Source organism: Amycolatopsis speibonae (assembly GCF_042647925.1).
Classification (GTDB): domain Bacteria; phylum Actinomycetota; class Actinomycetes; order Mycobacteriales; family Pseudonocardiaceae; genus Amycolatopsis; species Amycolatopsis speibonae.
Genome location: NZ_JBHRWK010000047.1, coordinates 1 through 14248, shown reverse-complemented (window position 1 = coordinate 14248; position 14248 = coordinate 1). Strand labels below are relative to the sequence as shown.

The following is a 14248-nucleotide window of genomic DNA, read 5'->3' as shown; positions in this document are numbered from 1 at the left end:
TATACCTTCGGGTAATGACCGAGATTCGCGGCGGGCCGCTGCGGCCATTGGTGACTTTGTTGCGAGAACTGCCGAGTGATCGGCCGGCGTTCACCGACGAGTACCGGACCCTGACTTTCGGGGAATTGCTGGACTCGAGCGGCCGGTTGGCGACCGGGCTCGGCATCGCCCGCGGCGACCGGGTCCTGATCCACCTCGGCGGGCGCGTCGAGTTCGCGGAGTACTGCCTGGCGGTACTGCGCGCGGGCGGGGTCGGGGTTCCGGCGAGCGCGCGGTCGACGGCGGCCGAGCTGACCCGGATCGCGGACGACTCCGGCGCCGTCCTACTGGTCACGGAAGCCCGGCACGCGGCGGCCGTGCGGGAAGTCCAGGCGGAGCGGCCCCGGTTGCGGGTGGTGTTCGTCGAGGACGAGCCGATGCCGTCCCAGGGTGAACCGCGCGACGATCTCGGTCTCGACGAGTCCGCTTGGCTGCTGTACACCTCGGGCACGACAGGCCGTCCGAAAGGCGTCCTGACGACACAGCGCGCGGTCCTCTGGTCGTCGGCGGCCTGCTACGGCCCGATGTACGGGATCACCGGCGAAGACACGCTGCTCTGGCCGCTTCCGCTGCACCACGCGTACGCGTTGTCGCTGGCCTTCGCCGGGACGATCGCGCTGGGCACGCACACCCGGATCGTCGGCCACGACCTGCGGGAAGCGCTCACGGCGTATCCCGGCGGCGTTCTCGCCGGGGTCCCGGCGACCTTCCTGAACCTGCGGCAGGAGGTCCGCGGCACGCTCCCCGCGCCACGCCTGTGCCTGTCCGGGGGCGCACCCTGCACCCCGTCGGCCCGGACCGCGGTCCGGGACCTGTTCGGCATCCCGGTCCTCGACGGCTACGGCAGTACTGAGACCAGCGGCAAGATCGCCGCCCAGCTCCCCGGCGAGGAAGGCCTGATCCCGGTGCCGGGCATGGAGATCCGGATCGCCGACGGGCAGATCGAGGTGCGCGGTCCCGGGGTGGCGCCGAGCGCGGCGGGCGTGGACGGCTGGTACCGGACCGGCGACATGGGCGGTCTCGCCGACGGACGGCTCACGCTCGACGGGCGGGCCGACGACCTCATCGTGTGCGGCGGCCAGAACGTGCACCCGACGGAGATCGAGGCGGTCATCGCCGAACTTCCCGCGGTGAAAGACGTCCTCGTGACGGGAAGACCCGACGGGGTCCTCGGCGCGGTGCCGGTGGCGTTCCTGGTGTCCGACGAGCCGGACCTCGACGAGGTACGCCGTCTGTGCCGTCAGCGGCTCTCCCCCTTCAAGGTTCCCGTGGCCTTTCACCTGGTCGAGCGGCTTCCGCGGACGCCGTCGGGAAAGGCGCTGCGGCGGGAGTTGCGGATTCCCCCGGCCGACGACGTGGAAGCGCTGGTGCGCGAGGCGGTCGCCGAACTGTGCGAAGGGAACGCCGGGGAGCGATGGCGTGACCTGCCGTTCGCCGAACTGGGCCTGACGTCGGTGGGCGGCGTGCACCTGCGGCACCGGCTGGCCGAGGCGACCGGCCTCGCCCTCCCCCAGTCCCTCGTCTACGACTTCCCGACACCGGCGGCGGTCATCGCCGAACTCGAACGCCTGCTGTCCGGGGAGCGACGGCCCGTCACGGCGGGAACCGCGCCCGCCGGCAGCGACGAACCGATCGCCATCGTCGCGACGGCCTGCCGGTTCCCTGGTGGCGTCACCTCACCCGAGGACCTGTGGAACCTGGTGGCCGGCGGTGTCGACGCCACCGGGGACTTCCCTGCCGACCGGGGCTGGGACCAGGCTGTGCGGTACGACCCGGACCCCGGCCGGATCGGCGGATCCACCACCCGGCGCGGCGGATTCGTCTACGACGCCGCGGACTTCGACCCCGCCCTGTTCGGCATGTCACCGCGCGAGGCACTGTCGACCGACCCTCAGCAGCGGCTCCTGCTGGAGACGTCGTGGGAACTGTTCGAACGCGCCGGTCTCGACACCGGCACGCTGCGGGGCAGCGACACCGGCGTGTTCGTCGGCGTGATGAACGAGGACTACGCCAGTCGCTTGCAGGGGCACCAGCTGGAAGGACGGCTGGGCATCGGGTCCTCACACGCGCTCGCGTCCGGCAGGATCTCCTACACCTTCGGCCTGAACGGCCCGGCGGTCACCGTCGACACCGCGTGCTCCTCCTCGCTGGTCGCGCTGCATTGGGCCGTGCGCGCGCTGCGTGCCGGTGAGTGTTCGCTCGCCGTGGCCGGTGGCTCCACGGTGATGTCGACGCCGCGCACGTTCCTCGAATTCAGCCGCCAGCGCGGCCTTTCCCCGGACGGGCGCTGCCGCTCCTACGCGGCGGGCGCGAACGGCACGGCCTGGGCCGAGGGCGCGGGGGTCGTCCTGCTGGAGCGGCTTTCGGACGCCCGCCGGAACGGGCATCCGGTGCTGGCGCTGGTGAGCGGTTCGGCCGTCAACTCCGACGGGGCGTCGAACGGGATCACGGCGCCGAGCGGACGGGCCCAGCGCGCGGTGATCGAGACGGCGCTGGCCGACGCCCGTCTGACGGCAGCGGACGTCGACGCCGTGGAGGGGCACGGGACAGCCACCCCGATCGGCGATCCGATCGAGGCGGAGGCGCTGATCGCCGCGTACGGCGCCGGGCGTGACCGGCCGTTGTGGCTCGGGTCCGTGAAGGCCAACATCGGGCACACCCAGGCCGCGGCGGGCGTGGCCGGGGTGATCAAGATGGTGGAAGCGCTGCGGCACGAACAGTTGCCGCCGTCGCTGTACGCCGACGATCCGAGTCCCCGTATCGACTGGTCGGCGGGCGACGTGACCCTGCTCGCCGAGGCCAGGGAATGGCGTGCCGGGCCGAAACCCCGGCACGCGGGGGTTTCCGCGTTCGGGATCGGCGGCACCAACGCGCACGTCCTCGTCTCGGAAGCACCGCCTTCGGCCGAGGCCGGACGCCCGGCGTCGCTCACCGCGCCGTGGCTGCTGAGCGCCGCCGGCGACGGCGCGCTGCGAGCGGTCGCGTCCCGGCTGCTGGCGACGGCGGGCGGCCGGGACGAGGACGACGTCGCGTTCACCCTCACCACCCGTACCTCGCTGGAGCATCGCGCGATGGTCTCGTCCGGCGATCTCGCCGCGCTGCGCGCACTCGCCACGGGCGAACGCCGCGGCCGGATCGTGCGCGGACCGGCGACGGCGGCGTTCCTGTTCAGCGGGCAAGGCGCGCAGCGCGCGGGGATGGGCAGGGAACTCTCGGACACCTTCCCTGTGTTCCGCACGGCGTTCGACGCGGCTTGTGAAGCGCTGGGCGGGAAAGTCCGTGACGTCGCATTCGACGGCGGCGAACTGCTGGACCGGACCGATCACGCGCAAGCCGCCTTGTTCGCCTTCGAGATCGCCCTGTACCGGCTGCTGGAATCCTGGGGCGTCCGGCCCGGTGTCGTCGCCGGGCATTCGATCGGGGAGATCGCCGCCGCGCACGTCGCCGGTGTTCTCTCCCTCGAAGACGCCGGGATCCTGGTGGCCGCGCGCGGCCGCCTGATGGCCGCGTTGCCGCCGGGTGGCGTGATGATCGCGGTCCGGGCGGCCGAAAGCGAGGTCGCGCCGCTGGTCGGGGAATTCGCCGACCAGGTGGCGATCGCCGCGGTCAACGGCCCTCGATCCCTAGTCCTGTCCGGAGCCGGGAGCGTGACGGAAGCGATCGCGGCCCAGTGGCCGGGTTCGACGCGCCTGCGCGTCAGCCACGCGTTTCATTCGCCGCTGATCGATCCGATGCTCGCCGAGTTCCGCGAGGTCGCCGCCGGGCTGACCTACCTCAGCCCGGAAAGCACGCTGATCTCCGGCCTGACCGGCCGCGCGCTCACCGGCGCCGACCCGGAGTACTGGGTTCGGCACGCCAGGGACACGGTCCGGTTCGCCGACGCGCTGGACACCGTCGCCGCCGAAGGAACCGGTATCTGCCTGGAAGTCGGCCCGTCGGCCGTCCTGAGCAGGGCCGCCGGAGCCGTGCTCCCCACAGTGTCCACACTGGACACCAGTCGTGGGGTACTGGAAGCGGCGGGCGAGCTGCACACCGCCGGAGTCCCCGTGTCGTGGCGATCGGTGTTCGACGGCAGCACGGCGCGCCGGCTTTCGTTGCCGACCTATCCCTTCCAGCGCGAGCGTTTCTGGCTCGACCCGCCACCGCTCCGGAGCCCGGCGGGTGACGGGCACGCGATGCTCGGCCCGGCGCTGGTCGCGCCCGACTCCCCCAGGATCGTGCACGGCGGTTCGGCGGGCGTGCGCTCGCACGGGTGGCTCGCCGACCACGTCGTCAGCGGCACGACCCTGTTCCCCGCGACCGCTTTCGTCGAACTCGCCTTGCACGCGGGCAAGGCGAGCGTGGCCGAACTGACGATCGAAACGCCGCTGCGGCTCGGCCCGGCCGAGGACGTCGCACTCCAAGTGGTCGTGGACGGACCCCGGATCGACCTCTACGCCCGGGATTCCGGCGTTTGGACAAGGCACGCCACAGGCAGGCTGCGGCCGTCCGACGTCTTCGCGCAGCCGTGGAAAGGCGAGTGGCCGCTGCCCGCCACCCGGCCGGTCGACCTGGACGGGGCCTACGCGGCCCTCGACTACGGTCCCGCTTTCCGCGCGGTGACTGGTTTGTGGCGCGACGGCGACGAACTGTTCGCCGACGTCGCGCTCCCCGAAGGTGTCGACGGCCGGTTCGAAGTGCATCCCGTCCTGCTCGACGCGGCCGTGCACACCCTGGCGCTGGCCGAACCGCCGGACGCCGAGGTGCGCGTGCCGTTCCTCTGGAGCGGCGTCCACGTGTTCGCCCCCGGCGAGCGCCGGGCGCGAGTCCACTGTGTACGGACAGGTCCCGGCGAGGTCCGCGTCGAACTCTTCGACCCCACCGGAACACCCATCGCGCTCGTGGAATCCCTGTTCACCCGGCCGCTGCCCGCCGGGAGCACGATGCTCTACCGCCCGCGCTGGCTCCCCGTGCCTGCCGCGCGCGCCGACGACGTCCGGATCATCGACACGCGCGACAGCGAAGACGTCCTGCCTCTGACCGCCAAGGTGCTCACCGAGCTGCAGGACACGCTGCCGCGCGGAGAACGCACCGTCGTCGTCACCCGCGACGAGACCGATCCGGCGGCGGCCGCCGTCTTCGGGCTCGGCACCGCGGCCTCGGCCGAGTACCGCGGCCTGATCACCGTGGTCGCCACCGGGCTGCCGGTGGAGAAGGTGCGCGAACTCGTCGGCGGCAACCCCGAACCCCAGCTGTCGATCCGGGACGGCGTGCCGCACGCGCTGCGGATCGCGCGGACCGCGCCCGCGTCCGCCCGGCCGCTCGATCCGGCGGGGACCGTGCTGATCACCGGCGGCACCGGCGGGCTCGGCGGAGCGCTGGCCCGGCATCTCGTGTCCGCGCACGGTGTCCGGCACCTGCTGCTCGTCAGCCGCCGCGGCCCGGACGCGCCCGGCGCGGAAGAGCTCCGGCAGCTGCCCGCCGACGTGCGGATCGTCGGCGCCGACATCGCCGATCCCGCCGTCGTCCGGCAGCTGGTCGACTCCGGTGATCCGCCGCTGACCGCCGTGGTGCACTCCGCCGCCGTCGTCGCCGACGCCGCGTTCACCGCTCAGACGCCCGCCGGGTTCGACACCGTTTTCCGCCCGAAGGCCGACGCCGCCCAGGTCCTGCACGAGGCTACCCGGCATCTTCCGCTGTCGGCCTTCGTGCTCTTTTCTTCACTGGCAGGCATTTTCGGCAACGCCGGGCAGGCGAACTACGCGGCCGCGAACCGCTTTCTCGACGCGCTGGCCGTCCGGCGACGGGCCGAGGGCCTGCCCGCGACGTCGATCGCCTGGGGTCTCTGGGACCTGGAAATCGGGCTCGGCTCGCAGATCCCCGACGCGGCGAGGCATCGCATCCAGGCCTCCGGGGTGGCCGCGCTGACCCTGGAGCAGGGAATGGCCCTGTTCGACGCCGCGCTCGGGCACGCGGAACCGGTCCTGATCGCCGCCCGGCTCGACCCCACCGCCGCCGGCCTGCCCCCGATCGCCGAGGGACTCGGCCGTCCGGCGCCGAGGGCGACGCCGCCGTCACCGGATCGGCGCTGGCCGGACGATCCCGCCGAGGAGGAGCTGCGGGACCTGCTCCGCGTCGAACTCGCCGAGGTCCTCGGCCACCACGACCCCGCCACGATCCCCGAGGACAAGCCGTTCACCGACCTCGGGCTCGATTCGCTGGCCGTCATCGACCTGCGCACCCGGCTCCGGGAGCTGACCGGGGTGGAAGTCCCCGCGCGCGTCCTGTTCGACCATCCGACCGTCACCGAACTCGCCGGGCTCCTGCACGAACGGCCCCGAGCGTTTGACTGAGTGTCAAGGCGGTGAGGGCGATGGCGAAGCCGGTGAGCTGCCAGCCGGTGAGGGTCTGGCCGAGCACCAGGAAGCCCGCGGCCGTGGCGACCAGGGGGTTGGTCAGCGTCAGCAGGGAGACCGACGTCGGGGCTAAGCGGTCGATGCCGCGGAACCACAGCGGGTACGCCAGCGCGGGAGCCGGCGGGTCAGCGCCAGCAGGAGCAGCCCGGCCGGGAGCGCCCGCAGCACGGCTGCCGACAGGGGTCTGTCCGGGGGCAGCATGGTCGCGGTGACGACGTAGACGGTGCCCCAGCTGGCCGGTGTTAGCGCGGCGAGTCCGGCGTCGCGAAGTGTCGGTTTCGCGGCCGCCGCCTCGGTCGGGACGACGGGCCGCTCGGCGATGATCGCCATGATGTCTCCTCACTGATAATCTCAACGTTGAGATAACATCAGCGAGTTCTGTCACTGTCAAGTTTCTTAATGTTGAGATGTTTGGAGGTGTCCCGTGGCCGACGCGGTGGACGGGGTGATCGGGCTCTGGCGGCACGAGCGGCCGGACCTCGAAGACAAGCTCTGGCCCGCCGAGGTGATCGGGCGTCTCCAGCGACTTTCCCGGATCCTCGACAAGAAGCTCAAGGAGTTCAACGCCGAGCACGGCCTCGAATCATGGGAGTTCGACGTGCTCACCACGCTCCGCCGCTCCGGTCAGGCCGACGGACTGACCCCGGGCGCGCTGCTCAAGGCCGCGATGGTCACGTCGGGGGCGATCACGAACCGCATCGACCGCATGGAGACCAAAGGCCTGGTCGAGCGGGTGCGCGACAGCGACGACCGCCGTTCGGTCAAGATCCGGCTGACCGACGAGGGACGGCGGATGGTGGACGAGGTCTTCGTGCTCCACCTGGAGAACGAGGCCCGCCTCCTGCCCGACCTCAAGCCCGCGCGGTGGGCCGAACTGGTCGGCGCCCTGCGACTGCTGCTCGAACACTTCGGCGACACGTCACTGGAGTGACCCGATCAACGAACAGGAGATCATCGCTCACCCTGACTGCGCCGCCAGACACCGCCGGTTTCGGAGTATCTCTGTCCCGCGGACTGGACTGACGACGTACGGAGCAGTTGACCCGCCTTCCCTCCGATCTCCGTTTCCCGGACCTGCCCTTCATCCACATACGAAAGATGCACCACCCAACCGCACGCACAGTCCTCGGTGATCGGCTTGATGTCGAAGGTGGCACTTTCCGTGGGAGCCAACTCGACCACGGTGTCGGCGAAGTAGGAAGGTGACCCGTTCACTTGCTCCGACGCCTTCCTCACACGGGGATCCGGGGCGTCCAGATCCACGCCGAGTGGAATGCTCGGGTGGGCACTGTTCCAGGGTGCGCATGCGAAGGCCGTTCCGGTCGCAGGCTTCCCCCGTTCCACGATCCGCGCTTGGATCCCGCGGATCACCACCGTCCGGCTGCCGAGCCCGATCAGCGTGAGACGCACCGGTGTCCCACTGGCAAACCATCCGCCTCGCCGAACGACCTCACTCTCCAGATCTCGGCAGTACCTCGATCCGGGGATGCCGTCCGGCGTGAGCGATTCGGAGTGAACGGCCGTCGGATAGTCCTCAAGCAGATACTCCGCATGAGCCGTGAACGGAATGCGGTAGACGGGGTCGTCCTCGGTCGCCGAAGGTACGGCGATCAAGACCGCGCCCGCGACAACGATCACCACAAGTGCCGCGGTCAGGGCGAAAAGGGCTCTATTTCGGCTTTTATCGAAGCGCCTTCGCTTACTCGGGGACCCGGCGCCAGCGAAGGTCACCCATGCCCGGGTACGGGTCTCTTTGCTGGAAACCGATATCCGCCGGTAATCTGCTGGATCTATGTCCTCGTAATGATGGCGGACGACTTGCTCGTAAACAGCGCCGGAAACAATCACGCCAAAATCGGCCTCGGCCGATCGCATCATCCGCCGAAAGGTCTTGGCGCCCTCAAGCCGGGCCACAAGGTTCACATCCGACCCCACCGAACCCCAAGGATCGGCGTGCACCAGCCCGACATGCAAGGCCACCCTCAGAGCGATCCGCTGTGTCACAGGGCCGGCATCGTTGCGCTCACGCACCCGCCGGGCGAGGTCCACCGTGAAGACACGCACGACCCGGGTCAACGAAATGTCCGGCGGAATCACGATGAGGGCACCATCGCCCCTTTCGTCAAGGGAGAAACCCGGCCGCGAACGACCTTTCCCGACGAGAATCTCTTCGAGTGTGGAAAAAAGCCACTCGCGCACCGTCAGCTGATGTGGGTTGCTTCTCGCGCCGAAACCTGCGACGTCGACCATGACGACCGCTTTCTGGAGCGGCTCATCCACGGAACCCGCCTGCCTTTCTCAGCCTGGCCACCCCTCCCCGGGCAGCAGCGAGGCGTTCCTACCATTGCCCAGAAGGAAAGCGCAAATCGGCGGACGGCCGAATCAGTCCGCATTCAGTGCGGCGACCGCGGCGGTCAGCGCGTCGCCCGGTTCGACGCCGAGCTCACGGGCGGCACGCGCGTATTCGTCCGCCGCGGCCCGCAGCAGCGCGGCTTTGCCCGGACGGTCGGCGGCTTCGGCGACGACGGTGCCCCTGGCGCGAGCCGTGTGCACCCAACCGTCCTCTTCCAGCTCGCGATAGGCGCGCGCCACCGTGCCCGAAGCCAGCGCCAGATCCCTGGCGAGCTGCCGGATGGACGGCAGCCGGGTGCCCGGCGCCAGCGCGCCGGTGGTGATCAACTGGACGATCCGGTCCCGGACCTGCCGCCACGGCGCGATCCCGAGATCCGTGTCGACGACGACCTTCAGCGGCATCAGGCTGCTTCAGGACGCGACCGGGCGACCTCGGCCCGCGAGCGGTGCGCGAGGTGGTACCAACCGGCGAACCCGGCGACGACCAGGATCCACGAGCCGAAGTTCGTCACCTCCGGGATCGCCAGTGTCACGGTGGCGGCCAGCCCCAGCCCCGCCGCGACCCGCGCGCTCCGAACCCGCAACGCGGTGTCAGCCACACTGTCCCCTGTGGACGGTCGGCGCACGGCGAGCAGGATGACCAGCCACGTGACCGTCGAGACGGCCGCGGCGACCCCAAGCAGCGCCCACCAGCGATGGACCACGAGCCACGCCGCCGCGGCCACGACGATCACCGCGTAGGTGACCAGGCCCCAAACGGGAATGAGCGCGCGCACCCCACGCCGGTCCAACCCCGCCTCGCGGCGGGAACCTTTCCGCGGCCGCTGCGCCAGCACCTCGGCGATCAGCGCGCCGACGAGCAGGGTGGCCAGGAAGAACGACGTGTCGCCCCCGCGCACCCCGGTGGACTCGGCCAGCAACGGCAACCCCAGGTACAGCCACGGATACCAGAACCGGCGGCGGCGCAGATAACGCACGGCCTCGTCGACGTCGGACAGCGAAGGATCCTCGACGCCCCACCGTCGCAGCACCTTGGCGCCCTGCTTTTCGCCCGGCCACAGCAGGATCAGGAGCACCAGCCCGAACAGGCCCATGAACAGGGCGACGGCCACGATGTTGTCGAACGGCACGATCAGCCTCCCAGTCTTGTATCAAGTACACGATACAAGACTGGGAGCCGCGCGGCACCGCGGGCGCTTTGAATGACCAGAAATCCACAGTCCCGCCAGACCGGACCTGTCACGACGGCCCCTCACCCTGAGTGACACCTCGTACTCTCGCCGGCCACCTCGTCCCGGCACCTTTGCCTCACCCCTCAGACGAACGTTTCGTGGTCGCCGGGTGGCTGCACCGCACGGGCTTGGCGGGATGTCGCGAAAGCCACTTTCGCAACGTGCGCTTCCCACCAGCCCCACCGCCGCGAGGTGGTCGTGAGTGGCAAGTCGTGGCTCTAACCCGAATCGCCACTCACGACCCCGACCAAGAGCGCCGGGCTCAGGCGGGATCGGCGAGGATCCCGTTCACGTAGGTCCCCGGGTGCGTGGCGGCGTCCTGGCGCAGCACCGGAAGGTCCGACGGCCAGTTCGCGGTGAGCGCCTGGGTCTGCCCCGGCGGAATGGTCGTCACCCGCGTCGGCGTCCAGGTGGCCTCGCCGGCCGCGGGCTTCAGGACGGTGACGGTCGCGGTCGCGGTGGAACCCGCGGGAACCTCGTTGTACTTCACCCCGTTGGCGACCCGGGTCAGGTGGTAGACCGGGCCGTTCGGGTCGGCGGGGCCGTTCAGGTCGGCGCCGGGCACGCCGTACAGCGCGCACGTCCGGGACGAGGTGTTCTTGTACGTCAGCGGCACGTCGAGCTGCGTCGGCGAGTTCGGGCTCGACTTCGGAGTGCCGATGGCGAGTGCCAGATCCGTTGTGGCACAACGGGGATTGTTCCCCGAACCGGCAGGTTTCCCGGCGGCGGGCGGTTTCGCCGCTCCCGTTTCCTTGCCCTGAGGGGCGGGAGTGACGGACGCGGCGGAGGTGGCGGTCGGCGCGGCCGACGTCTCGACCCCGGCACCGCCCGCCGATGCGGAAGACTGCGGCGCCGCCGAAGGGGTACCGGAGTTGTTGCAGGCGACGACGGCGAGCACACCGGCGCAGGCCGCGATCACCTTGGCGACCCGCGCGACGTTCGTTCGAATGGTTCGGTGGCTCATCGTCTTCTCCCCGTTTGGTCCCGCTCGCTGTGGATCATTCACCAAGCAGGATGCCCAACGGGGTCGGAAAGATGCGTCACGATGACGCTGCTCTCACAAAAGCAACCTCGGCGGCCGTCACACATCTTTCCCGTTAGGACGGTGGATTCTGCCCCTTCGGTCACGGCCAGCCGAGCGGGGTGACCTCCGCCGCCGACGTCCACGGCCCGCGCCCGCCCGCCTCGGTGAGCGCGCGGAACCGCACATACCGCGCTCGCGCGGGCCAGAACCGAAGAGTTTTCCGCACAGCGTCGTCCGCGAAAGTACCCGCGGCGACGGGACTCCCCCAAGCCGAGCCGTCAGCGCTCAAGTAAACCTCGTAACCGCCGACGCGGCCGTGGTCCGAGCCGTCCTGGCGCGGCAGGTAGGCCAGGCCGGTGACGGTGCGGGCGGCGCCCAGGTCGAGCTGCAGTTCGTGGGGCAACGCGTCCTCACCGCCGGACCACTTGGTGTGCCAATGGGTCGCCGGGTTGCCGTCGACGGCGTTCGTGGCCGCGCCGGATTCGCCCGCGGTCTCCTGGCTGTCGGCCGAGCGGACGCTGGCGGCGAGCGGCCCGGATCCCATGACCGGGTCGCTGATGGTCTCGGCGCCAGTCTCGACATGGCCCGCGAAGCGGCGAAGGAAGCCGTCCGGCCCCTGGACGGTCAGGTCGTACCAGCCGCTCATGCCGCCTTCGGTGCTGAACCAGTCCTCGACCGTCGCGCCGGTGGCGACCTGATACGTCCACGGGCCGCCGCCGCGGTTGCCGGTGCGCACGGTCAGCTCGCAGGCGGCTCCGGCGTTGGTCATCTTCAGGTACACGACACCGGATCCCGGCCGCAGCACGACTTCCGGATTCGGTTTGCCCCCGGTGGTCGCGGTGATCCGGTTTCCCGCGAACCGCCGCAGGAAACCGTTGGGACCGTGCGTGGTGAGGTCGTACGCCCCGTCCGGGGAACCCACCTGCCAGTAGTCCGAGAGCGCCGCTCCGGCACCGACGGTGTAGCGCCAGGGCCCGTCGGTCCGGTGCGCGTTGGCGTAGACGTAGAAATGCGCGCCGGCGGATCCGGTGTTGGCGAAGTCGATCCAGAACCGCTCTGCCGTCACCCGCCCCGACGCCGTCACCTGATAGGGCAACGGCCGCGCCGTCCGGACCCCGGTTTCCGCCACGGGCGGCTTCTGCTCCGAAGGCGGCTGCGGCTGGGTGTTCCACGGTCCGCTCGTCGGCACCGGTTTGGTCAGCGCCGGATAGGTGGCGCCCGGCGCCGTGGTGTCCAGAGCCGAGGTCAGGTCCCCGCAGACGGTGCGCCGCCACGGTGAGATGTTCGGTTCGGCGACGCCGCTCCACTGTTCCAGGAACCGCAGCACGGAGGTGTGGTCGAAGACCTCCGAGCACACCTTGCCGCCCCGGCTCCACGGCGAGATGACGAACATCGGCACCCGCACACCCAGCCCGATCGGTTCGCCGGAGACGAATTCGTCGGTCGTGGCGACGGAACTCTTGCCTTCGTCGTCGGAAGCGGGCGGCGCCGGCGGCGGCATGTGGTCGAAGAAACCGCCGTCCTCGTCGTAGGTCAGCAGGAACAGCGTCTTGTTCCACACCCCCGGCTTGGAGGCGATCGTGTCGAGGATCGACTTGACCAGGTCGGCACCGGTGTTGGGGCCCCACGCGGGATGCTCGGTCTGCGACTCCGGCGCGACGATCCAGGACACGGACGGCAGTTTGCCCGCGTCGACGTCGGCCTTGAAGGCGCTCAGCAACTGCTTCGGCGCGACCCGGTCCAGCCCGCGGTCGTACAGGGCGCGCTCGGCCGCGGTCAGGGTCGCCACTCCAGCCGCCAGCCCGTCGAGCAGCCGGGTCCGCTCGGTGGCCGAGGCCGAATCCAGGGCGTAGTAGAAGTACTCCAGCTTCGGGAAGGCCTTGCCGGCGGAGTCCTTCACCTTCGACAGCGCTTTGGCACCGACGGCCAGGAAGCCGCTGAAATAGTCGAGCGAATTATCGCCGTAATTGTCCCATTCCTGATAGACCCGCCAGCTGCGCCCCGCGGTCTGGAGGCGTTCGGCGTAGGTCTTCCAGGTGTAGCCGGTGTGCCCGGGGTTCTGCCAGGCGGCGTTGCCGATGGCGCGGGTCGTCCCGTCGGGCTCGAAACCGAGTTTGCCGGTGAACAGGTACATCCGGTTCGGGTTGGTGGGGCCCATTTCCGAGCAGTGGTAGGCGTCGCAGACGGTGAACGCGTCGGCCAGCTCATGGTAGAACCGCAGGGCCGAGCGCGTGTGATAGGTCAGCGAGCGGACGCCCTTGGCCGCGCTCCACGCGTCGTGACGGCCCTTGTTCCACGCCCGGTGCCCGCCGGACCAGCTGTGGTCGACGTCGGCCATGAACTGGTCGTCGATCGCGTACGGAAGCAGGGTGCCCGCGCCGTTGGGCTGCTGGAACACCGATGCCCCCGAGGGCAGCTTGATCGCGGCCGGATCGTTGAAACCGCGGACGCCGCGCAGTGTCCCGAGATAGTGGTCGAACGACCGGTTCTCCTGCATGAAGACGACGACGTGCTCGATGACGTCGAGTCCGCCCGTCGGCGCGTCGGCGGCGAGCGCCTGCCGGACACTCTCCGGCAGCAAGGTGAAGGCGGAAGCCGCGCCAGCGGCCTTCAGCAGGGTACGACGGCGCACGGAGCCCTCCAGAAATTGCGTTGAACCCGCTCGAATGTGATCGAAACTGCACCTTTGATCCAACTATCGAGCAGATAGAAACATAGGTGCCTGCTGGGTTCAAGGGTTCCGTCCCCGCGCTGCATGATCGGAGCAACAGGACGCGACTTTCGGATGGTGACAGGGTCCAGCCTGGAGCCGCGCACCCTGCCAGAGACCTCGTGAGTGGTAAGGACGGTTAGAACGCGACTTGCCACTCACGACCACGGTGAGGGAGCGCGCTGTCGGGAGGCGGCCTGTCCGTGAAGGCCTCCTTCCCTACCCTGACGGTAGTAAAGGGGACCTTCACGGCGTCCCGGGATCTGCCTACGCCTGACCAGGGCGAAGGTGGCGTTTCAGGAGAGTACTGGGTCGACGATGGAGGAATCGGGACATTCAGTGTCCCGATTCCTCCATCGTCGCGAGGACGTCCCGGCCGATGGCCGACGGGAGAAGATTTCGGACGTTGAGGGCGCGCCGATAAATAAACCGTATATTTTGATTTCGGCTGTCATGCTTGTGTTATGGGTTCGGTGGAGGATGTCGAGGCGGTACT

9 protein-coding genes are annotated in these 14248 nt (G+C 69.9%); 2 read left to right on the top strand and 7 right to left on the bottom strand.

Annotation, left to right across the window (positions count from 1 at the left end):
* Nucleotides 1-14: 14 nt before the first annotated feature.
* Nucleotides 15-6371: an SDR family NAD(P)-dependent oxidoreductase gene (locus ACFOSH_RS27755; protein ID WP_378242006.1), complete on the top strand. Its 6357-nt coding sequence runs from the start codon at nt 15-17 to the stop codon at nt 6369-6371.
* On the opposite strand, the gene ACFOSH_RS27750 is transcribed toward ACFOSH_RS27755, so the two are convergent.
* Both ACFOSH_RS27750 and ACFOSH_RS27745 read right to left on the bottom strand, forming a co-directional pair.
* Nucleotides 6322-6486, bottom strand: coding sequence for a hypothetical protein (locus tag ACFOSH_RS27750; protein WP_378242111.1), 165 nt, complete (start codon nt 6484-6486; stop codon nt 6322-6324). The two genes, ACFOSH_RS27755 and ACFOSH_RS27750, sit on opposite strands and share 50 nt — an antisense overlap.
* Nucleotides 6487-6503: 17 nt before the next feature.
* A complete protein-coding gene (locus ACFOSH_RS27745; RefSeq protein WP_378242114.1) occupies nt 6504-6764 on the bottom strand; it encodes a hypothetical protein in 261 nt (86 codons plus the stop codon).
* A gap of 94 nt (nt 6765-6858) precedes the next feature.
* Between ACFOSH_RS27745 and ACFOSH_RS27740 the strand changes: the two genes are divergently transcribed.
* On the top strand, nt 6859-7365 hold the full coding sequence (locus tag ACFOSH_RS27740; protein ID WP_378242005.1) for a MarR family winged helix-turn-helix transcriptional regulator: 507 nt from the start codon (nt 6859-6861) through the stop codon (nt 7363-7365).
* A gap of 20 nt (nt 7366-7385) precedes the next feature.
* Here the strand turns inward: ACFOSH_RS27740 and ACFOSH_RS27735 are convergent, their stop codons facing one another.
* From ACFOSH_RS27735 to ACFOSH_RS27715, 5 genes are all read right to left on the bottom strand, one after another.
* On the bottom strand, nt 7386-8714 hold the full coding sequence (locus ACFOSH_RS27735) for a hypothetical protein (RefSeq protein ID WP_378242004.1): 1329 nt from the start codon (nt 8712-8714) through the stop codon (nt 7386-7388).
* A gap of 102 nt (nt 8715-8816) precedes the next feature.
* Complete coding sequence (locus tag ACFOSH_RS27730) at nt 8817-9188, bottom strand: GntR family transcriptional regulator (RefSeq protein ID WP_378242003.1); 372 nt, start codon at nt 9186-9188, stop codon at nt 8817-8819.
* The gene (locus ACFOSH_RS27725; RefSeq protein WP_378242002.1) at nt 9188-9916 is read right to left on the bottom strand and encodes a hypothetical protein; all 729 of its coding nucleotides are present in this window, start codon (nt 9914-9916) and stop codon (nt 9188-9190) included. Before ACFOSH_RS27725 ends, ACFOSH_RS27730 begins: the two co-directional genes overlap by 1 nt.
* A 364-nt stretch (nt 9917-10280) precedes the next feature.
* Nucleotides 10281-10982 (bottom strand): DUF4232 domain-containing protein, encoded by a 702-nt coding sequence (locus tag ACFOSH_RS27720; protein ID WP_378242001.1) that lies wholly within the window; start codon nt 10980-10982, stop codon nt 10281-10283.
* Between the two features lie 160 nt (nt 10983-11142).
* Nucleotides 11143-13674 carry a phosphocholine-specific phospholipase C gene (locus tag ACFOSH_RS27715; protein ID WP_378242000.1) on the bottom strand — a complete coding sequence of 844 codons (2532 nt, stop codon included), beginning with the start codon at nt 13672-13674 and terminating at the stop codon, nt 11143-11145.
* Between the last annotated feature and the right edge of the window lie 574 nt (nt 13675-14248).

Bases quoted from the DNA above. Each gene is read 5' to 3' on its own strand.
- ACFOSH_RS27745 (WP_378242114.1), bottom strand. From the start codon at position 6,764: ATGGCGATCATCGCCGAGCGGCCCGTCGTCCCGACCGAGGCGGCGGCC.
- ACFOSH_RS27755 (WP_378242006.1), top strand. From the start codon at position 15: ATGACCGAGATTCGCGGCGGGCCGCTGCGGCCATTGGTGACTTTGTTG.
- ACFOSH_RS27730 (WP_378242003.1), bottom strand. From the start codon at position 9,188: ATGCCGCTGAAGGTCGTCGTCGACACGGATCTCGGGATCGCGCCGTGG.
- ACFOSH_RS27720 (WP_378242001.1), bottom strand. From the start codon at position 10,982: ATGAGCCACCGAACCATTCGAACGAACGTCGCGCGGGTCGCCAAGGTG.